Below are 18191 nucleotides of genomic sequence, written 5' to 3' on the forward strand. Positions count from 1 at the left end.
TCCTTCTTTTCCCGAGCGTGCATTCCATACCAACCACACAGGAGACATGAGATGACCTTTTCGCACTATCGCCGCACCACCACTGCTGCCCTGGCCGCCCTGGGCCTGGGCGCCGCGCTCACCGCCTTCGCCCCGCTGGCGTCCGCGCAGAGCACGGCCGACATCAAGAAGAAGGGCGAGATCACCATCGGCATGCTGGTGGACTTTCCGCCCTATGGCACGACCAACGCGCAGAACCAACCCGATGGCTACGATGCCGACGTCGCCAAGCTGCTGGCCAAGGACCTGGGCGTCAAGGTCAACATCGTCCCTGTCACCGGCCCCAACCGCATTCCCTTCTTGCTGACCAACAAGGTCGATGTGCTGGTGGCCTCGCTGGCCATCACGCCCGAGCGCGCCAAGCAGGTGCAGTTCTCGCAGCCCTATGCGGCCGCAACCATCGTGCTGTACGGCAAGACGGGCAGCACCATCAAGAGCGCGGCCGACCTCAAGGGCGTGCGCGTGGGCGTGGCCCGCGCCAGCACGCAGGACGTGGCGGTCACCAAGGCTGCACCCGAGGGCACCGAGATCCGCCGCTTCGACGACGACGCATCGGCCATGCAGGCGCTGATCTCGGGCCAGGTGGACGCCATCGGCTGCTCGGTCACCGTGGCGGCGCAGATCGCCAAGCGCGTGCCCGCCAACACCTTCGAGAACAAGTTCAACCTGCTGCAGCAGGCCATGGGCATTGCCATGCGGCCTGGCCAGGACGAGCTGCACAAGGCCATGGACGAGTTCGTGGCGCGCAACACGGCCAATGGCGAGCTCAACAAGCTCTACCGCAAGTGGCTCGAAACCGACCTGCCCAAGCTGCAGTAAGAGCGGCCAACAAAACTCTTCTGGCGTCGTTGCCGCGTCTTGTCGTACTACCCGTACTGCCTGCGACGCAGCGCCTAGCCAGAACCGCTTCGCTCAATTTTGTTATCCGCTCCAAATACCAGTACGCCGGAGACCCATTCCCATGACGGACGCAGTCACGAGCACCCCCGGCACGCAGCCGATCATCCGCATGGAGGGGGTCAACAAATGGTTCGACAGCTTTCAGGTGCTCACCGACATCGACCTGTCGGTGCGCGCCGGCGAGCGCATCGTGATCTGCGGCCCGTCGGGTTCGGGAAAGTCCACCCTGATCCGCTGCATCAACCGGCTGGAGGCCGTGCAGAAGGGCCGCATCGAGGTGGACGGCATCGATCTGACGGCCGGCGGCAAGAACGTGGATGCCGTGCGTGCCGAGGTGGGCATGGTGTTCCAGCAGTTCAACCTGTTCCCGCACCTGACCATCTTGGAAAACTGCACCCTGGCACCGATGCGGTCGCGCGGCATGGGCCGGGCCGAGGCCGAGGAGGTGGCGATGAAGTACCTCACGCGCGTGCGCATCCCCGAGCAGGCGCACAAGCACCCGAGCCAGTTGTCGGGCGGGCAGCAGCAGCGTGTGGCGATTGCGCGCGCGCTGTGCATGGCCCCCAAGGTGATGCTGTTCGACGAGCCCACGTCTGCCCTGGACCCCGAAATGGTCAAGGAAGTGCTCGACACCATGATCGGTCTGGCCGAGGACGGCATGACCATGCTGTGCGTGACCCACGAGATGGGCTTTGCCCGCAGCGTGGCCGACCGGGTGATCTTCATGGCCGATGGCAAGATTCTTGAGCAGGCGCCGCCGGCCGAGTTCTTTGGCCAGCCCCGGCACGAGAAGACCCGCCAGTTCCTGGGCCAGATACTCTCTTCCCATCACGCGCATTGAGCTGTGGTGGGTGAACGCACTGCGCCGCAGCGCCCTGGGCGCGCGGGCATGAAAAATGAAATGCAGCCAATGAAGGTACTTATTTCCCTTTCTTCCTTCGGCGCTGCCGAAGTGGGGCGCCACGGGCAGCTGTGGTGTACTGAACTGGCCCGCGAGGCCGGCGCCGACGGCGTGGAGGTGCGCGGCGAAATGCTGCGCGACGCCGCGGCCGAGCTGCCAGCGCTGGCGGGCAAGGCAGCGGTGTACTCCAGCCCCGAAGGGCTGTGGGCGATGGACGGTGCGCTGGACGAAGCCGCGCTGGCCCGTGGCATGGCGGCCGCGCGCACCCTGGGCGCGCCGCGCCTGAAGATGGCCATCGGCGGCTTTGGCACGGGCTCGCACGGCTCGCTGGTGCGCCTCAAGGACCTGCTCGCACAGGCGCCGGCCGAACTCGTGATCGAGAACGACCAAACCGCCACGGCCGGCACGCTGGCGGCCATGGAGGCCTTCTTCGTGGCGCAGGAGCGCGCAGGGCTGGACCTGGGCATGACCTTCGACATGGGCAACTGGCACTGGCAGGGCGAGTGCCCGCTGCAGGCCGCACAGGCCCTGGCCCACCGCGTGCGCTACGTACACTGCAAGGGCGTGCAGCGCCTGCCCGGCAAATGGGTGGCGGTGCCCCTGGCCGATTCCATCGCGCCCTGGCGTGCCATCCTGCGGGCGCTGCCTGCGGACGTGCCGCACGCTATCGAGTACCCGCTGGTCGGCGACGACCTGGTGGCGGTGACGCGCGCGCAACTGGCCGTGATCCGCGATGTACGGAGGCAGGCATGAGCGCAGCAACAGACACCACCTTCGACGTGGCCTTGTTCGGCGAGGCCATGCTGCTGCTGGTGGCCAACGAGCCGGGGCCGCTGGAGCATGCCACGGGCTTCCACAAGCGCACGGCGGGTGCCGAGACGAATGTGGCCATCGGCCTGGCGCGCCTGGGCCTGAAGGTGGGCTGGGCCAGCCGCCTGGGCACCGACTCCATGGGCCGCTCGCTGCTGGCCACCATGCAGGCCGAGGGCATCGACTGCTCGCACGTGACCTCCGACGCCACGCAGCGCACGGGTTTCCAGTTCAAGGAGCGCGTGACCGATGGCCGCGACCCGAAGGTCGAATACCACCGCAAAGGCTCGGCCGCCAGCCAGATGGGCCCGGCCGATGTGGACGAACCCTGGCTGCGCAGTGCGCGCCACCTGCATGCCACGGGCGTGTTCGCGGCGATCTCGGAGACCAGCCTGCAGGCGGCACAGCGCACGCTGCAGGTGATGCGCGCCGCGGGCCGCACCATCTCGTTCGACCCCAACCTGCGCCCGACGCTGTGGTCATCGCCCGAGGTGATGCGGCACCAGATCAACGAGCTCTCGCGCTTTGCCGACTGGGTGCTGCCGGGCATGGAGGAGGGGGTGTTTCTCACGGGCGAGACCACGCCCGAGGGCGTGGCGGGCTTTTACCGAGCACGCGGAGCCAAACTGGTGGTCGTCAAGCTTGGCGAGCAGGGCGCCTATTTCGACAGTGATGTGGCGGGCACAGGGCATGTCGCCGGCTTCCCCGTGGCCGAGGTGGTGGACACCGTGGGTGCGGGCGACGGCTTTGCCGTGGGCGTCATCAGCGCGCTGCTGCAAGGCCGCAGCGTGCCCGATGCGGTGCGCCGCGGTGCCTGGATTGGCGCCCGGGCCGTACAGGTGCTGGGCGATACCGAGGGGCTGCCCACGCGGGCGCAGCTGGAGCAGGCCGGCCTATGAGCCGCAAACAGGTGCTGGTGTTTCGTGACCTGCCGCCGGACCAACTGGCCCGCCTGCAGGCGGTGCATGAGGTGACCGTGGCCGACCCGCGCCAGCCGGAGCAGCGCGCCGCGTTCGATGCCGCGCTGGCCGAGGCCCATGGCCTCATCGGCGCCAGCTTTCCCATCAGCGCCGAGCTGCTGGCGCGTGCGCCGCAGCTGCAGGCCATCTCCAGCATCTCGGTAGGGGTGGACAACTACCCGCTGCAGGCCCTGCAATCGCGCGGCATCGTGCTGTGCCACACGCCGGGCGTGCTCGACGAGACCGTGGCCGATGCGGTGTTTGCGCTGCTCATGGCCACCTGCCGCCGGGTGGTGGAGCTGTCGCAGATGGTGCGCGAGGGCCGCTGGGACCGCAACATCGGCGAAGACCTGTTCGGCGACGACGTGCATGGCAAGACGCTGGGCCTGCTGGGCTTTGGCCGCATCGGCCAGGCCGTGGCGCGCCGGGCCGCACTGGGGTTTGGCATGCCGGTGCTGTACCACGCGCGCCGCGCTGTGGACCTGGCGGGGCAGGCACCCACGCTGCTGGGCCGGGCCGAGCATGTGCCCCTGGCCAACCTGCTGGCGCGTGCGGACATCGTGGTGGCCCTGCTGCCGCTGTCGGACAGCACGCGCGGGCTGGTTGATGCCAAGGCCTTCGCGGCGATGAAGCCCGGCGCCATCTTCATCAACGGGGGGCGCGGCGCCACGGTGGTCGAGGACGACCTGCTGGCGGCGCTGGACCACGGCACGCTGCGTGCAGCGGGGCTCGATGTGTTTGCCACCGAACCCTTGCCGCTGGCCTCGCCGCTGCGCACCCACCCGCGCGTGACGCCGCTGCCGCACATCGGGTCGGCCACGCATGGCACGCGCCATGCGATGGCCCGGTTGGCGACGACGAACCTGCTGCAGGCGCTGGCCGGCGAAAAGCCCACTGCGGTGTACGGGACAATCGGCGCATGAGCAGCAGCAAGCCGCGCGCACCCACCGCCAAGGCGCCTGCCGCCGCCCCTGTCGATACGGCTGGCCGTGACCGGCCCACCATTGCCGACGTGGCGGCCGCGGCCGGCGTGTCCAAGGCCACCGTCTCGCGTTTCTTCAACCACCGCGAGCGCCTGCTCAGCCCCGATATCGCAGCCCGCGTCGAGGCCGCCATCGCCCAGCTCGGCTATGTGCCCAGCCCCATGGCCCAGGCCCTGAGCCACGGGCGCTCGCGCCTGATTGGCCTGGTGGTGGCCGACATCACGAATCCCTTCTCCGTGGCGGTGCTGCGCGGGGCCGAAGAGGCGTGCCAGGAGGCCGGCTACCTGGTGATGCTGTTCAACCTGGGCAATGACCGCCAGCGCGAGCGCAGGGCCATCGACGCCCTGGCGAGCTACCAGGTGGATGGCTTCATCCTCAACACCCAGGGGCAGGATGAGGGCCATGCCGAGCTGAGCTCTTTGCACGGCCGGCCGGCGGTGCTGGTGGACCGCAGGCATGCGGGCCTGGAGGCCGACTTCGTATCGCTGGACAACCCCGGCGCCATGCGCGCCGCCTGCACGCACCTGATCGATGGGGGCTGGAGCGAGCTGCTGTACGTCACCCAGCCCCTGGCGGGCGTGAGTTCGCGCCTGGAGCGGGCGGCCGCGTTTTCGCAGTGCATCCGCGAGCGCGGGGGCGGCGTGCAGGGCGCGGTGCTGGAACTGGTCGATGCCTCGGACGAGGTGCTGGATGCCGCCCTGCGGGCGCTTCGGCAAAGAGCCGGGGGCAGGGCGCGCGGCGCTGTCGTGGCGGGCAATTCCGTGGTCACGTTGCGGGTGGCGGCCGCCATGGTGCGGCTGGGCTGGGCCTTTGGCCGCGATATCGGCTTTGCCGGCTTCGACGACCCCGAATGGGCACCCTTGATCGGGCCGGGGTTGACCACGGTGGCGCAGCCCACCCATGCCATCGGCAGGTGTGCGGCGCAATGCCTCATCGAACGCATGCAGGGCCTGCAGGCGCCTGCGCGGGAGCGCCTTCTGCCCGGCAAGCTGGTGGTGCGGGGGTCGTCCATGGCCGCAGTGCGCGGGGCTGGCGATCGGTAAGGGTTTGGCGTGCTGCGCGGCGCCGCCTGCCGGATGCTGCGTTATCCTTCGCGGCGGCCGATTGGCCGCAGCCCGGGCTTCCGGGCCGTGAATCTTTTGGGTGGTTTGCCATGCCTGCTCTCTCCTTGGATATTTCCCGCATCCGCGCCATCAGCATCGATCTGGACGACACGCTGTGGCCCATCTGGCCCACCATCGAGCGCGCAGAAGCCGTGCTGCTGCAGTGGCTCGCCGACCACGCACCCGCCACGGCCGCGCTGTTTTCCGACACCCAGGCGCTGCGCGCCATCCGCAACCAGATGGTGACGCTGCGGCCCGACCTGCTGCACGACCTGAGCGCGCTGCGCCGCGAGTCCATCCGCCTGGCGCTCACCCAGGCGGGCGATGAGCCCACCCTGGCCGAGCCCGCGTTCGACCTGTTCTTTGCCGAGCGCCAGCGCGTGGAGCTGTTCGCCGACGCGCACGACACGCTGGCCTTTCTGGCCGCGCGCTACCCGGTGGTGGCTTTGTCCAACGGCAATGCCGACGTGCACCGCATCGGCATCGGCCACTATTTCAAGGCCAGCATCAGCGCCACCGCCTTCGGCATCGCCAAGCCCGATGCGCGCATCTTTCACGCCGCCGCCAGTGCCGCGCAGGTGCAGCCGCACGAGGTGCTGCACGTGGGCGACGATGCCGCGCTGGACGTGCAGGGGGCTCTTGCTGTCGGCATGCAGGCCATCTGGCTCAACACGCCGAATAACCCCTGGGCCCATGACAAGCATGGCGAGCCGCCGCATGCCACGGTGGGTAATCTCACGGCCATCCGCGAGCTGTTGGCTGCAATCCCCGTAGTTCCGGCGGAGCCACCCCAGCGCTGAAGCGCGCCTGCCGTCGCTCGGTGCGGCATTTTCTTGTCGCAGATCAAGACGCGGCTTGCGGCTGCGCGCGAGACTCGGGCCACCATGCGCCCAAAGCCCCGTCCGTTCCTGCCGCCCGTGCGCTCCATCGGCCTGATGCAGCCGCTGGCCTGGCTGGCACTGGCCTGGCGCGACATGGTACGCACCGGCTGGCTCAGCTTTGCGCACGGCCTGGCGGTGGCGCTGTTCGGTGGCGTGCTGCTGGCGGTTGCGCACCACCGCTTCTGGCTGCTGGCCGGTGCGCTGTCGGGCTTTCTGGTGGTGGCGCCGGTGCTGGCCACCAGCCTGTATGCGCTGAGCCGGGCGCTGGAGCGTGGCGAGCCCGCCAATCTGGCCCTGGTGCGCCGCACCTGGCGCGACTGGCAGCGCAGCCACCCCGCCAGATGGGGTGGCCACGGCTACTGGTGCCTGGTGCAGTTCGGCCTGCTGCTGGCGCTGGCGGCCACCGGCTGGGTCATCACCTCGGCGGCGCTGATCACGCTGCTGGCACCCGTGCCCATACTCACGCCGCTCGATTTCATGCACCACGTGGTGCTCGCGCCCGACAGCCGCCTGTTCGCGCTGTGGCTGGCGCTGGGCAGTCTGCTGGCGGCGCCCATCTTCGCCTCCAGCGTGGCGGCCATGCCGCTGCTGCTCGACCGCCGTGCCACGCTGCGCCAGGCCGTGCTGACCAGTTGGCAGGCGGTGCTGGCCAACCCCTTGCCCATGGCCCTGTGGGCGGCGCTGATCCTGGGCTTCACCCTGCTGGGCCTGGCATCGCTGTTGCTCGGGCTGATCGCGGTGATGCCCATGCTGGGCCATGCGAGCTGGCATGCCTACCGCGACCTGGTCGATGCCTCGGGCCTCCCGGAGCGCGATGCTGCCGACACGATGGAGCGGCCATGATCTTCGGCTTCACCGAGGCGCAGATCTCGGGCTTCTTCCTCACCTATGGCATAGGCGCCTTCATCGCCTACATGCTGTTCATCATCGGTCAGCTGGCATGGGAGTCCAAGGCGGGGCGCTTCGGCACCTTCGTGCTGTTCCTGGGGCTGGGCGTGGGCTTCATCGGTTTCATCGCCAAGGTCTTGATCCAGTGGTGGCTGGAGCGGTGAGACCGTTTGCGACAAAGTGGTGATGGTGCGCTTGGCACAACTGGCTCTAACATCCGGGCCATGTCTTCATCCACGACCACCCCACTGCTCACCCGCGCCGAAACCAGCGCCTATACCGAGACATCCACCCACGCCGACGTGATGGCCTATGTGCAGGGCCTGGCGGCGCTGGGCGATCCGCGCCTGCACGTCAGCGATTTCGGTGCCTCGCCCGAAGGGCGGCAACTGCCGCTGCTGGTGCTGTCGGCCCAGGGCCACCACACGCCCGAGGCCGCGCAGGCCAGCGGCCTGCCCGTGGTGCTGATCATCTGCGGCATCCATGCCGGCGAGGTGGAGGGCAAGGAGGGCGTGCTCATGCTGGTGCGCAACCTGCTGCGCGGCGACCATGGCGACGAACTTCTCGCGCGCTGCGTCCTGGTGGTGGTGCCGCTGTTCAACCCCGATGGCAACGACCGCATGAGCGCCGACCACCGGCCGCTGGACATCGCCCACCTGCGCGGGCAGGACGGCCCGGCCCTGGTGGGCACGCGCACCAACGCCGCAGGCGTGAACCTCAACCGCGACTACATGCGCCAGCAGGCGCCCGAGATGCGCCTCTTGCAGCAGCGCGTGTGCCAGCCCTGGAACCCGCACCTCACGCTGGACTGCCATGCCACCAATGGCTCCATCCACCGCTTTGCGCTGACCTACGACATCCCGCACACCGAACACACGGGCCGCGCCGAACCCGTGGCCTACATGCGCGATCGCATGATGCCCGCCGTGCAGGCCGCAGTGAAGCGCACTGAGGGCCTGGACACCTTCTGGTACGGCAACTTCGTGCGCGACGAGGGCGGCCAGGGCCAGGGCTGGATCACCTACACCCACCACCCGCGCTTTGGCTGCAACTACCGCGGCCTGACCAACCGGCTCGATGTGCTGCTGGAGGCGTACTCGTACATCAGCTACCAGGAGCGCGTGGAGGTGACCTATGCAGTGCTGCGCGAGGCCCTGGTCTATGCCGCCGCCCACGGCCAGGAGATCGTCGACCTGCTCGCTGCCTGCGCGGAGCCACCCGAGCAGATCGCCATCCGTTACGCGCTCGAAGCCGTGCCGGATACCACCGTGGAAGTGCTCACGCGCGAGCCCTACACACTGACGGGCGCCCCCATCAGCGTGCAGGTGCCGCACTACGCCCACTTCGTGCCCACGGCCACCGTGCAGCGCCCCTGGGCCTACGCCATGCCCCAGGCCGTAGCCGACTGGCTGCAGGGCCATGGCCTGCGGACCACGCCCGTGGCGGCCGGCACCGTGCTGGAAGTGGAAGTGCCCGTGATGCAGCACCCAGTGGCCGAACCCGGCCCCGCCATCCTCGAAGCCCAGGCCAGCACCCACTGGCAGGCCAGCCACCAGCGCACGCAACGTGCCCTGCCCGAAGGCTGGTGCGTGGTGCCCACCGGCCAGCGCTACGGCGCCATCGCGGTGGTGGCCTGCGAGGCCGAGAGCGACGATGGCGTGGTAGCCAATGGCATCGTGGCCGAGCCGGTGGCGGGCGAAGAATTGACCGTGTGGCGGGTGCTCACGGCGGTCTGAGGCGCACTGCGGAGAAGCAATCGGCTGATTTTGTTGATTTTAGCGATTTGTACTAATTATCGGTTTTGACTAAAATCCGCTAAATGGACCTTTTCCACCGCCCCGCACTGGCCGAACAGATGGCCAAACAGTTGCTTGAGCCCGGCCTGCTCGACCAGGGGCTGCGCTCGGGCCTGTTCCTGTCGGGCCTGCGGCGCACCGGCAAGACCACCTTCCTGCGCCAGGACCTGATCCCTGCGCTGGAGGCCAAAGGCGCCATCGTGATCTATGTCGACCTGTGGGCCGACACCAAGGCCGACCCGGCCACCCTGGTGCACGCGGCCATCCGGCGTGCGCTGGCCGACCTGCAGGCGCCGGGCTCGGGCGTGCTGGGCCGCCTGGCGCGGCTCAAGGGCGTGGACATGGGGGCGGCGGGCTTCAAGTTCGGCTTTCAGCTCAATGAGGTGGGCGCCAAGGGCGGGGTCACGCTTGCGCAGGCGCTCACCGAGGTGATCGAGCTGGCGCGCACCGACCTGGTCCTGATCGTGGACGAGGTGCAGCAGGCCCTGGCCGGCGACGATGGCGCGCAGATGCTGCTGGCCATCAAGGCCGCGCGCGATGCCATCAACCCGCGGCCCGACACCCCAGGGCATTTCCTCTTCATCGGCACCGGCTCGCACCGCGCCCAGGTGGTGGGCATGACGCTGCAGGGCAAGCACGCCTTTGCAGGTGCCACCTCGGTCGAATACCCCACGCTCGACGGCGACTACGTGGCCTATGTGCTGCAGGGCATTGCTGAGGAGGGCGCCCCCGTGTTGCCCAGCCTGCCCGTGGCCACCGCGGCCTTCAACCTGCTGGGCCGCCGGCCCGAAGAACTGATCCGCGCCCTGCGCCAGTTGCAGCGCGAAGACCCGGCCGAGGCCGACCGTCTGCTGCCCGTGATCGCCTCCACCCTCAAGGGCGCGGCCGCCGATGTGGAGCTGCGCAAGCTCGAAGACCTGGGTGTGCTCGCCGGCGCGATCTTCGACCGCGTGGCGCGCGTGGAGGGGGATGCGACCGGCCTGTTCACTGCCGACGCCCTCGCCGACTATGCGGCCACCGTGGGCCGTGAGGTCACGGCTGACCAGGTGCAGCGCGTGTCGGAAGAACTGCGCGACGCCAACCTCATCGTGCGCAAGGGGCATGGCACCTATGCGGTGACGGACCCTTTCGTGCAGCAGGCGTGGCGCGAGCGCAGGGCGCTGACTGCGTCGCCTGCCGGTATCGTGAAAAACTGAGCTCCCGGGCAGAACACCCTGCTCAATACTTCAGCTTCGGATACCAGTCCTTGGGCCGCCCCCCAGGCGTCAAGTCCAGCACCGACCACAGTGCCGCAATGTCCGGCGCATCGCGCGGGTCCTGGCCCGGGTCGGCCATCTCCTTTGTCATCTCGCTGGCCCAGAACAGGCGCACCTGGTCCCCGTCGCGTTGAAATACAACCAGTGCCGGGTACTCGCTGCCATCGTCCATCAGGATGCCCAGGTCCTTGGCATAGTCGTCCCCCACGGTTTGCACGAAGTTCAGGTCGCGCCAGCCGCGCTCCTGGGCAAAGGCGTACTGGCGTTCCACGGGCGAGCGGCCCAGGATCTTGAGGGCCACGCGCTGCTTGATGTCGGCGGCATTGCCTTCCACCGCGCCAAGCCAGTTGGTGCACATGGGGCAGGGGCGCTGGCGCTGGGGGCCGTACATCCAGAAGTAGGTGACCAGGGTGTCCTTGTCGCCGAACAGGTCGATGAGGCTGGCATCGAAGCCCTGCTCGTCCTCGAAGCGGTAGTCCTTGGTGATCACCGGGCCCGGAGGCAGTGCCTGGCGTTGCGCAACCAGGCGCGTCATGTGGCGGCGGAACTCGATCTCCTCGGCCAGCAGGGCCTGGCGCGCGGCCTCGTATTCGGGGGATGCGCCGGGGAAAGGGGTCTTGGCTTTTTCAGCCAGTTGCGCTGCTGGCTTCAGGGCGATTTCGGCATTGGTCGTCGTCATGGTCGCTCTCCTGGGCTGTGGTGGGCCTGTGGAGGTTCGACTATGCCCGCATGCCTGGTGACCGGAGGTAGGAGAAACGCCCGCCTGCCTGGCGAGCTTTCGGGATTGGTGGGTGGGCTATTCACCACCCACCGAAATTGTCTGCAGGCTCTTTCTGAGCTCTTTCTCTACCGCCGGAAACTCGCTCTTGGTGGAGTTGAAGTTGAAGACCAGCATCTTGCCCCGGTGGGGGGTGACCATCATGATGTTGTAGATGTCGGTGTCGATGGCGCGCGAGGTCATCTCGAAGTAGATCCACTGCTGGCCCTGCATGTCCAGGAGTTTCTTTTCCTTCCACTCGATGCCCGGAATGATGCGGTCGAACAGGGTTTCGAACGAGGCCTTGGCCTGGGGTAGCTTGTCCTTGGGCAGGCCCTGGGGCTTGAGGTCGAAGGCGATGGTGGTCGTGCGCCGGGCGTTGCCCACCACGAAGTTGGGCGCGCGGTTGGACGGGTATTTGCTGCCGATCTCTTCCGCGCTGAGCTGGGTGAAGCCTTCGGGCGCGTTGAACGACACGCCCGCATCGGGAATGGTGAACGTGGCTGCGCTGGCGGCCGTGGCGGTGAGTGCCGAAGCCGCAGCCAGGCACAGAGTGGCGATCCAGGATGTCATGGTGGTCGGGCACATCACGAGCGATCCAGCCGGGGCCTGTTGTGGGCCCTGGCCTCCCTTCGTCGTTGAGCCGGTTTTTGTGGAGACGCCAGTATCCACACGCATCGGCGCTTTGGCGCGCGGTTGCAGACTTTTACTATTTGGTAAGTGCGCAGTAGTTCACACAAATGGGTGATTGCAGCGGCGCGCTTTGTCAACCAACAGGCCATCGATCATCGCGGCCAGGTGCAGCCCCAGGTCCTTGAGTTACAAACACCCCCATGCCCCTGAATCCACCCCAGCCGCCTGCCTTCAAACCCACCTTCTTCCACGTGCCGCCCGGCCCCGTGGCGGGCCCCTTGCAGTTGTTGCCCCTCAACGCCGCCGTGGTGGCCGTGCACACGGCCACTGGCGCACATGTGGGCTCGCTCAAAAAGGTGGGTGGGACCTGGAAGTTCAAGGCCATGGGCTACGACGCTGACGGACGCATGGAGCCGGGCCACGGCCCGATGACGGACCAGCACAACATGCAGTTCGACACGCCCGATGCCGCAGAGGTGAGCGCCACGTTGCTGGGGGCACTGGGGCGCACCTTGTAAGGGCGATGTCCGCCTGGATGGGCCGCAACCCTGAACTGCCCGTACAGCGTGGGTGCGGTGCAGAGCGTCAATAGAATGCCGCGATGCCTTTCCTTTTGACCTGCTCGCTGCGGCGTGCCGCAGCACCCCTTCTTGTGCTGGCCTGTGCTGTTGTGGCCCACGCCCAAAATGCACCCCACCCCGCGACTGCCCCCACGGCCGTGGCTGCGACCGCCGGCGCGCCTGCCCTTCGCGCCACAGGCGCGGCATTGCCTGCGCCGCCGGCATCCAAAGCGATGCCGCCCGCTGCAGCGGGCGTCGAGCCGGTGGACAGCAGCGTGGGTGCATCGGGGGCAGCGGCGGCTGCCGGTGCCGCAGCTGTGCCCGCTGCACCCCTGTCTCGGGATGCCCGGCGCATCTATGAGCTGTCGCGCGACAAACTGGTGCAGATCCGTACGCTGCTGCGCAATGCCGACACCCAGGCGTCGATCGGCTCAGGGTTCTTTGTCTCTGCGGACGGCCTGATCGTCACCAACTTCCATGTGGCCAGCCAGCTGGCGCTGGAGCCCGAGCGTTACCGCGGCGTGTACGTCACGATGGAGGGGCAGGAGGGCGAGGTCGAGCTGCTGGCGTTCGACGTGCAGCGCGACCTGGCGGTGCTGCGCGCCAAGGCCCGCACCGCAGCGGCGCCGGTGCTGAGCTTTCGGCCCGCCGCAGAGGCCCTGGCACAGGGCGAGCGCATCTACTCGCTGGGCAACCCGCTGGATATCGGCTTTGCAGTCACAGAGGGCACCTACAACGGGCTGGTGCGGCGCAGCTTCTATCCGCGGATTTTCTTTGGCGGCACGCTCAACCCCGGCATGAGCGGCGGCCCCTCGGTGGACGATTCGGGGCGGGTGCTGGGCGTCAACGTGGCCAAGCGGCTCGATGGCGAGCAGGTCAGCTTCTTGATCCCCGCCGAGTTTGCCCAGGCGCTGGTGCAGCGCGCGGCCAGCGCAGAGCCCATCATGCAGCCCGCGTACGCGGAGATGACAAGGCAACTGACAGGGCACCAGCAGGTGCTGACCGAGCGGTTTCTGAAAGCGCCATTTCGTGAGCAACGCCACGGCAACTATCGGGTGCCGGTGCCCGATGACGCGCTGGCGCGGTGCTGGGGATCGGGGCGCGACCCGAACTTTCCGGGTTTGAACCTGGAACGTACGCAGTGCCAGGCCGACAGCGATGTGGTGGCCGGCGACTACAGCACCGGCACCGTGCGCCTTGCCTATGAGGCCTATAACGCCCCCACCCTGAGCGCGGCGCGGTTTGCCCGGGTGTTCTCGCAAAGCTTTGCCAACGAGCGGTTTCAAACGCGTGGCAACCGCCACCAGACCGCCGTTGAATGCAGCGAACGTTTTGTGGACTCCGGCAGCCTGCCGCTGCGGGCGGTGGTCTGCATGTCGGCCTACCGCAAGCTGCACGGCCTGTACAACATGACCGTGCTGACCGCCTCGGTCAACCAGACCACGCAAGGCATCTTGGGCCGCCTGGATGTGCAAGGCATCGCTTTTGACAACGGCATGAAGCTGGCCAGCCACTACCTCAAGGCGTTTCGCTGGGAGGCCGCACCATGATGCCCACCCTCGGCCTCATCGAAGCCTTTGACCGCCACGGCGCACTGCTGGCACGCGCGCCCATCACCCGCTGGCCCGTGACGGTGGGCCGGGGCCTGGACTGTGACCTGGTGCTCGATGATCCGTTCGTCGCGCCTGCGCACCTGCGCATCGACCGCCTGGAAGATGCCCCGCGCGCGGTACAGGTGGAGGTCCTGCACACCCGCAATGGCGCACGCCTGCAGCGCAAGCACTACGCCCAGGGCGAGCGCTTCGACTGGCCTGGCGGCACGCCCATCGACCTGGGCCACACCCACGTCACGCTGCGCCTGGCCGATGCCCCCATCGCCGACGAACAGGCACTGCCACAGTTTCCGTGGAGCACGGTGGCCACCACGGCAGCGCTCATGGTGCTTGTGCTGGCTGCGGCATTGGGGTCCGCGTGGCTGGAGGCCCGAGACGCGTCGCAGTATCTGAAGTCTGTTCCTGGCATGGTGCTTGGCCTGCTGGCCAGCCTGGGCGTCTGGTCGGGCGCATGGGCGGTGGCCAGCAAAGTGTTCGGCGGCCAGCTTCGGTTCTGGCGCCATGTGCGCATCGCCTGCACTGCCGCCTTGGCGGTGGATGCGGTGCACCTGGTGGCGAACTTTGTGGCGTTCACTTTCTCGTTGGAATCCTTTTCGCGGTTTGCCAATGTGCTCGTGGCGCTGCTGCTGGCGGGGGCGTTGTATGCCCACCTGTCAACGGTGCTGCCGCGCCGCCGCGTGGGGTTGGCCTGGACGCTGGCTGCGCTGGTGGCATTGGGATTGCCGTCGTGGCTGGGTGCGCAGTGGCTGAACAACATGCGCCTGTCGAACCGGCTGTACATGAGCAGCCTGTTCCCGCCAGGCCTGCGCGTGGCGCCGGCCGTGCCCGTAGACCAGTTCCTGAAAGACACCGAGTCGCTGCGTGGCAAGCTGGATCGCCGGCTGCGTGATGACGGTCAGGCGCAGGACGAATAAGAGCGGGTCAAAAATTCAGCGAAGCGGTTCTGGCTGGACTGCGTCGCAGGCAGTATGGGTGGTGCGACCAACGGAACAACGGATCAACGGGGCCAGGTGCGCAGCCCCAGGTCCTGGGCCATGCGCCGGTAGTCCTGCAGGCTGCGCTGCACGAAGCTGTCGAGCGCCGCGCCGGTGAGGGCAAAGGGGTACAGGCCGAAGCGGCTGCACAGTGCGGCGTAGCCGGGTGCAGCCATGGCGGTCTCGAAGGCGCTGGTCCAGGCGCGCACGGCGGCCTCGGGGGCGGTGGCGGCCATGTACAGGCCGCGCACGGTGGGCCAGACCAGGTCCACGCCCTGCTCGCGTGCGGTGGGCAGGCCGGCCAGGGTGCCTTGCAGTCGCTCGGGTGCCAGCACGGCCAGAAAGCGCAGCGGCAGGCCCTGGGCAGCGGCCTGCATGGCTTCGGCCGCGTCGCCGGTGAAGATGTCCAGGTGCCCGCCTTTCAAGGCCTTGAGCGCCTCGCCACCGCCCTCGAAGGCGACGAAACGCATCTTCTTGTGGTCCTGCCCCGCCGCGCGCACCAGCTGCGCGGCCTTGATCCAGTCCTGGCTGCCGATGGTGCCCCCGGCACCGAAGACCACGCGTGCCGAGTCGCGCTGCAGCGCCGCCGTCACCTGCGCCAGGTTCTGCCAGCGCGCATCGCGGTGCACGGCGATCACGCCGTAGTCGGTGCCCAGCGTGGCGATGAAGCGCACAGTGCCCACCGGGTGCGGGCCGAAGCGTCCCTGTGCGATGTTGAGCAGCGAGCCGCTGGAGAAGGCCACCAGCGTGCCCGGCCCGCCCAGACGCCCCGTGGCCACCTGGTCGAAGGCCACGGCACCGATGCCGCCTGGCAGGAAGCGGGTGGGCAACGGCGTGCGGCCCGGGCGCACGGCCTGCAGGGCATCGGCTGCCAGCCCGCAGGTGAGTCCGAAGCCACCCCCGGGTTTGGAGGGGGCCACGCATTCACCGGGCTCGGTGCTGGCATCGGCCGGTGGTGCGGAGTGGGCAGTCCCTGTGATGCCACCGCCCAGTACCACTGCGATTGCGCGCAGCGCATGGCGGCGTGGGACGGGTGCCGCGTGATCGATGGGGCTCTGTGCTGTCGTCGTGTTCATGGCTTGGGCCACCAGAGTATGGCCAGCAGGCCCGGGCCACCTGCCCGCGCCTCCAGCCGCAGCGCGCCGCGGTGCCGCTCGGCGATGGAGCGCGCAATCGCCAGGCCCAGGCCGGAGCCCCCGGCCGCTGCCTGCGAGCCGCGCCGGTAGCGCTGGCCCAGCGCGGCGCGTTCTTCGGGCGCCATGCCGGGGCCGTTGTCCTCCACGTTCACGCTCCAGCCCAGGGCGTCGCCGGCGGCCGACAGGGTGATGGTGCCGTGCGCGGGTGTGTAGGCAATGGCGTTGGCGGCCAGGTTGGTGAGGGCCTCGCGCAGCAGCCCGCTGTCGGCCACGGCCATGAACTCCGGGGTGGGCGTGTGGATGCCGAAGTCGATTTGCTTGGCGCGTGCCTGGGGCAGCAGCTCCAGGGCCACGGTGCGCAGCAGTGCGGCCAGGTCGAAGGGCGCCAACTCGACTGCCGCCGTGTCGCTGCGGCCCAGGGCCAGCAGTTGCTGCGTGCTGCGCGTGGCGCGCGCGATCTCGCCGCCGATGGCGGCCAGCGCGTCTTGCACCTGCGTGGGGTCGGGCTCGCGGCGCGCATAGTCGATCTGCATCTGCAGCGTGGTCAGGTGCGTGCGCAACTGGTGCGAGGCATCGTCCAGGAACTGCCGCTGCTGCGCCACCAGCGCCTGGGTGCGCGCCATCTGTTCGTTCACCGCCGCCACCAGGGGGCGGATGTCGGCGGGCAGGTCGGTGTCGGCAATCGGGGTCATGTCGTCGGGGCTGCGCTCCTGCACGCCACGCGCCAGGCGCGACAGCGGGCGCAGCGCAACCGCCAGCGTGGCTGCGGCGCCCAGCAGCATGAGGGCCAGTACCAGGCCATCGCGCAGGGCCGCGCGCTGCACGAAGCGGCGCGTGAATTCCTGGCGCGACTGCGTGCTCTCGGCCACCTGCACGAGCACGCTGCCCGGGCCGTCTGCCGTGGCTGGGATGGCGCCATCCGTGGCATCCACCATGCGCCGGTAGGCCGCCAGGCGCACGGATTCGCCGAAGTAGGTGGCGTCGTAGAAGCGTGGCACGCCGGGCTCCAGCGTGCCGGGGGGCAGGGGCAGGTCGGCGTTGCCCAGTTCCACCAGGCCGTCGGACGAGGCGACGCGGAAGTACACGTGGCCGCTGGCGGTGAGCTCGAAGAATTCGAGCATGGTGTAGGGGAGTTCGGCGGACAGGCCGCCGGAGGCGGTGGAGATGTTGGCGTCTATTGATTTGAGCGCGCCTAGCAGGGAGCGGTCGTAGGCGGCGTTGGCGGCTTCGAGGGCGTCGTGCCTTGTCATCCACAGTTCCACGCAGGTGACGAGGGTCAGGACGGGGAGTAGGAGGAGGGCCAGGAGGCGCCAGAGGCTGGTGCGGCGCAGCCTGGCCCAGGGACTGCTGGGGGCTGTGCTGGACGGTGTTGTTTGAGCCATCTCAGTTGTCTGCTGACGGATGGAAGGATGGCTCTGCGAGTGGTCGCTCTGTGCTTCTTTTTAGGGCGGGAGCCGGGATGTGCGCCCGGCGGCGCAGTAACTTTCTCTTGAGTCGCCAAGAGAAAGTCACCAAAGAGAAGGCGACCCCCAGTCTGCGTCCCCCGTACGCCCTGTCGGGCGAACGGGGGCAACCTGCGATGCTCGGGCCTGGGGTGGTGCCGCAGAACTCACTGCGTTCTCCCTTCGGGCGAACTCCGTTCAAACAGCTGCGGCAAGCTAGAGGACGAAGTGCGTGTGTCCTGCGGCACACGCACCCACCCCAGGCCCTGCGCTTCTCGGCGCAGCCAGAAGGGGTGGGGAGCGGGGTCAAAGAAGGCTGCTGCTTCGCAGCCGCGCCTGGTGTCGGTTCGCGCTGTGCGCTGCCGACGGTTGGGCATGAAGACCCTGCCCAGGCCGAGCGCAGCGACGGCACACCTGGCCGAGCGAAGCAATGGCCCGTATGGAGCCCGCTCCCACCCCCTTCTGACCGTGCCGAGAAGCGCAGGGCCTGGGGTGAGCGCGTGCCGAAGGACACGCGCATCGTTGTCTGACTCACCGCGGTTGTTTGAGCGGAGTTCACC

18 protein-coding genes are annotated in these 18191 nt (G+C 68.5%); 14 read left to right on the top strand and 4 right to left on the bottom strand.

The genetic code is table 11. From position 1 onward, the window contains the following. The first annotated feature begins 51 nt into the window (after window positions 1-51). The 11 genes from ACSQ3Y_RS11245 (at window position 52) to ACSQ3Y_RS11295 (ending at window position 10456) form a co-directional block, all read left to right on the top strand. The gene (locus ACSQ3Y_RS11245) at window positions 52-858 is read left to right on the top strand and encodes a transporter substrate-binding domain-containing protein (protein ID WP_436177332.1); all 807 of its coding nucleotides are present in this window, start codon (window positions 52-54) and stop codon (window positions 856-858) included. A gap of 142 nt (window positions 859-1000) precedes the next feature. After that, a complete protein-coding gene (locus tag ACSQ3Y_RS11250) occupies window positions 1001-1780 on the top strand; it encodes an amino acid ABC transporter ATP-binding protein (RefSeq protein WP_436177333.1) in 780 nt (259 codons plus the stop codon). A gap of 69 nt (window positions 1781-1849) precedes the next feature. Then, the gene (locus tag ACSQ3Y_RS11255) at window positions 1850-2593 is read left to right on the top strand and encodes a sugar phosphate isomerase/epimerase family protein (RefSeq protein WP_436177334.1); all 744 of its coding nucleotides are present in this window, start codon (window positions 1850-1852) and stop codon (window positions 2591-2593) included. After that, window positions 2590-3549: a sugar kinase gene (locus ACSQ3Y_RS11260; protein ID WP_436177335.1), complete on the top strand. Its 960-nt coding sequence runs from the start codon at window positions 2590-2592 to the stop codon at window positions 3547-3549. Before ACSQ3Y_RS11255 ends, ACSQ3Y_RS11260 begins: the two co-directional genes overlap by 4 nt. Beyond that, the gene (locus tag ACSQ3Y_RS11265) at window positions 3546-4532 is read left to right on the top strand and encodes a 2-hydroxyacid dehydrogenase (protein WP_057200992.1); all 987 of its coding nucleotides are present in this window, start codon (window positions 3546-3548) and stop codon (window positions 4530-4532) included. The genes ACSQ3Y_RS11260 and ACSQ3Y_RS11265 overlap by 4 nt, the downstream gene beginning before the upstream one ends. Further along, window positions 4529-5635 carry a LacI family DNA-binding transcriptional regulator gene (locus tag ACSQ3Y_RS11270; protein WP_436177336.1) on the top strand — a complete coding sequence of 369 codons (1107 nt, stop codon included), beginning with the start codon at window positions 4529-4531 and terminating at the stop codon, window positions 5633-5635. The genes ACSQ3Y_RS11265 and ACSQ3Y_RS11270 overlap by 4 nt, the downstream gene beginning before the upstream one ends. 110 nt (window positions 5636-5745) lie before the next feature. Continuing rightward, on the top strand, window positions 5746-6495 hold the full coding sequence (locus tag ACSQ3Y_RS11275; RefSeq protein WP_057264185.1) for an HAD family hydrolase: 750 nt from the start codon (window positions 5746-5748) through the stop codon (window positions 6493-6495). 84 nt (window positions 6496-6579) lie between these two features. Then, window positions 6580-7419, top strand: a complete 840-nt coding sequence (locus tag ACSQ3Y_RS11280) for a DUF2189 domain-containing protein (RefSeq protein WP_436177337.1) — start codon at window positions 6580-6582, stop codon at window positions 7417-7419. Continuing rightward, complete coding sequence (locus tag ACSQ3Y_RS11285) at window positions 7416-7628, top strand: DUF2788 domain-containing protein (protein ID WP_057200989.1); 213 nt, start codon at window positions 7416-7418, stop codon at window positions 7626-7628. Before ACSQ3Y_RS11280 ends, ACSQ3Y_RS11285 begins: the two co-directional genes overlap by 4 nt. A 60-nt stretch (window positions 7629-7688) precedes the next feature. Continuing rightward, a complete protein-coding gene (locus tag ACSQ3Y_RS11290; protein ID WP_436177338.1) occupies window positions 7689-9200 on the top strand; it encodes a M14 family metallopeptidase in 1512 nt (503 codons plus the stop codon). 83 nt (window positions 9201-9283) lie between these two features. After that, the gene (locus tag ACSQ3Y_RS11295) at window positions 9284-10456 is read left to right on the top strand and encodes an ATP-binding protein (protein WP_428001856.1); all 1173 of its coding nucleotides are present in this window, start codon (window positions 9284-9286) and stop codon (window positions 10454-10456) included. Window positions 10457-10478: 22 nt separating this feature from the next. Here ACSQ3Y_RS11295 and ACSQ3Y_RS11300 read toward each other — a convergent pair whose 3' ends face one another. Together ACSQ3Y_RS11300 and ACSQ3Y_RS11305 are read right to left on the bottom strand one after the other, a co-directional pair. After that, window positions 10479-11195: a DUF899 family protein gene (locus tag ACSQ3Y_RS11300; RefSeq protein ID WP_436177339.1), complete on the bottom strand. Its 717-nt coding sequence runs from the start codon at window positions 11193-11195 to the stop codon at window positions 10479-10481. A gap of 117 nt (window positions 11196-11312) precedes the next feature. Next, the gene (locus tag ACSQ3Y_RS11305) at window positions 11313-11846 is read right to left on the bottom strand and encodes a hypothetical protein (protein ID WP_436177340.1); all 534 of its coding nucleotides are present in this window, start codon (window positions 11844-11846) and stop codon (window positions 11313-11315) included. A 260-nt stretch (window positions 11847-12106) separates the two neighbouring features. Between ACSQ3Y_RS11305 and ACSQ3Y_RS11310 the strand changes: the two genes are divergently transcribed. From ACSQ3Y_RS11310 to ACSQ3Y_RS11320, 3 genes are all read left to right on the top strand, one after another. After that, window positions 12107-12424, top strand: coding sequence for a hypothetical protein (locus ACSQ3Y_RS11310; protein WP_436177341.1), 318 nt, complete (start codon window positions 12107-12109; stop codon window positions 12422-12424). Window positions 12425-12699: 275 nt separating this feature from the next. Continuing rightward, the gene (locus tag ACSQ3Y_RS11315) at window positions 12700-14016 is read left to right on the top strand and encodes a S1 family peptidase (protein ID WP_436177342.1); all 1317 of its coding nucleotides are present in this window, start codon (window positions 12700-12702) and stop codon (window positions 14014-14016) included. After that, entirely contained in the window at window positions 14013-14993 is a 981-nt protein-coding gene (locus ACSQ3Y_RS11320) for an FHA domain-containing protein (RefSeq protein ID WP_436177343.1), read from the top strand. The genes ACSQ3Y_RS11315 and ACSQ3Y_RS11320 overlap by 4 nt, the downstream gene beginning before the upstream one ends. 83 nt (window positions 14994-15076) lie before the next feature. Here ACSQ3Y_RS11320 and ACSQ3Y_RS11325 read toward each other — a convergent pair whose 3' ends face one another. Beyond that, window positions 15077-16129, bottom strand: a complete 1053-nt coding sequence (locus ACSQ3Y_RS11325) for a Bug family tripartite tricarboxylate transporter substrate binding protein (protein WP_436177344.1) — start codon at window positions 16127-16129, stop codon at window positions 15077-15079. Further along, window positions 16126-17571: a sensor histidine kinase gene (locus tag ACSQ3Y_RS11330; RefSeq protein ID WP_436177345.1), complete on the bottom strand. Its 1446-nt coding sequence runs from the start codon at window positions 17569-17571 to the stop codon at window positions 16126-16128. The genes ACSQ3Y_RS11325 and ACSQ3Y_RS11330 overlap by 4 nt, the downstream gene beginning before the upstream one ends. Between the last annotated feature and the right edge of the window lie 620 nt (window positions 17572-18191).

The organism is Acidovorax sp. LjRoot66, assembly GCF_964253305.1.
Taxonomy (GTDB): domain Bacteria; phylum Pseudomonadota; class Gammaproteobacteria; order Burkholderiales; family Burkholderiaceae_C; genus Acidovorax.

Coding starts and splice junctions, on each gene's coding strand:
- ACSQ3Y_RS11245 (WP_436177332.1), top strand. CDS start 52: ATGACCTTTTCGCACTATCGCCGCACCACCACTGCTGCCCTGGCCGCC.
- ACSQ3Y_RS11250 (WP_436177333.1), top strand. CDS start 1,001: ATGACGGACGCAGTCACGAGCACCCCCGGCACGCAGCCGATCATCCGC.
- ACSQ3Y_RS11255 (WP_436177334.1), top strand. CDS start 1,850: ATGAAGGTACTTATTTCCCTTTCTTCCTTCGGCGCTGCCGAAGTGGGG.
- ACSQ3Y_RS11260 (WP_436177335.1), top strand. CDS start 2,590: ATGAGCGCAGCAACAGACACCACCTTCGACGTGGCCTTGTTCGGCGAG.
- ACSQ3Y_RS11265 (WP_057200992.1), top strand. CDS start 3,546: ATGAGCCGCAAACAGGTGCTGGTGTTTCGTGACCTGCCGCCGGACCAA.
- ACSQ3Y_RS11270 (WP_436177336.1), top strand. CDS start 4,529: ATGAGCAGCAGCAAGCCGCGCGCACCCACCGCCAAGGCGCCTGCCGCC.
- ACSQ3Y_RS11275 (WP_057264185.1), top strand. CDS start 5,746: ATGCCTGCTCTCTCCTTGGATATTTCCCGCATCCGCGCCATCAGCATC.
- ACSQ3Y_RS11280 (WP_436177337.1), top strand. CDS start 6,580: ATGCGCCCAAAGCCCCGTCCGTTCCTGCCGCCCGTGCGCTCCATCGGC.
- ACSQ3Y_RS11285 (WP_057200989.1), top strand. CDS start 7,416: ATGATCTTCGGCTTCACCGAGGCGCAGATCTCGGGCTTCTTCCTCACC.
- ACSQ3Y_RS11290 (WP_436177338.1), top strand. CDS start 7,689: ATGTCTTCATCCACGACCACCCCACTGCTCACCCGCGCCGAAACCAGC.
- ACSQ3Y_RS11295 (WP_428001856.1), top strand. CDS start 9,284: ATGGACCTTTTCCACCGCCCCGCACTGGCCGAACAGATGGCCAAACAG.
- ACSQ3Y_RS11300 (WP_436177339.1), bottom strand. CDS start 11,195: ATGACGACGACCAATGCCGAAATCGCCCTGAAGCCAGCAGCGCAACTG.
- ACSQ3Y_RS11305 (WP_436177340.1), bottom strand. CDS start 11,846: ATGACATCCTGGATCGCCACTCTGTGCCTGGCTGCGGCTTCGGCACTC.
- ACSQ3Y_RS11310 (WP_436177341.1), top strand. CDS start 12,107: ATGCCCCTGAATCCACCCCAGCCGCCTGCCTTCAAACCCACCTTCTTC.
- ACSQ3Y_RS11315 (WP_436177342.1), top strand. CDS start 12,700: ATGCCGCCCGCTGCAGCGGGCGTCGAGCCGGTGGACAGCAGCGTGGGT.
- ACSQ3Y_RS11320 (WP_436177343.1), top strand. CDS start 14,013: ATGATGCCCACCCTCGGCCTCATCGAAGCCTTTGACCGCCACGGCGCA.
- ACSQ3Y_RS11325 (WP_436177344.1), bottom strand. CDS start 16,129: ATGAACACGACGACAGCACAGAGCCCCATCGATCACGCGGCACCCGTC.
- ACSQ3Y_RS11330 (WP_436177345.1), bottom strand. CDS start 17,571: ATGGCTCAAACAACACCGTCCAGCACAGCCCCCAGCAGTCCCTGGGCC.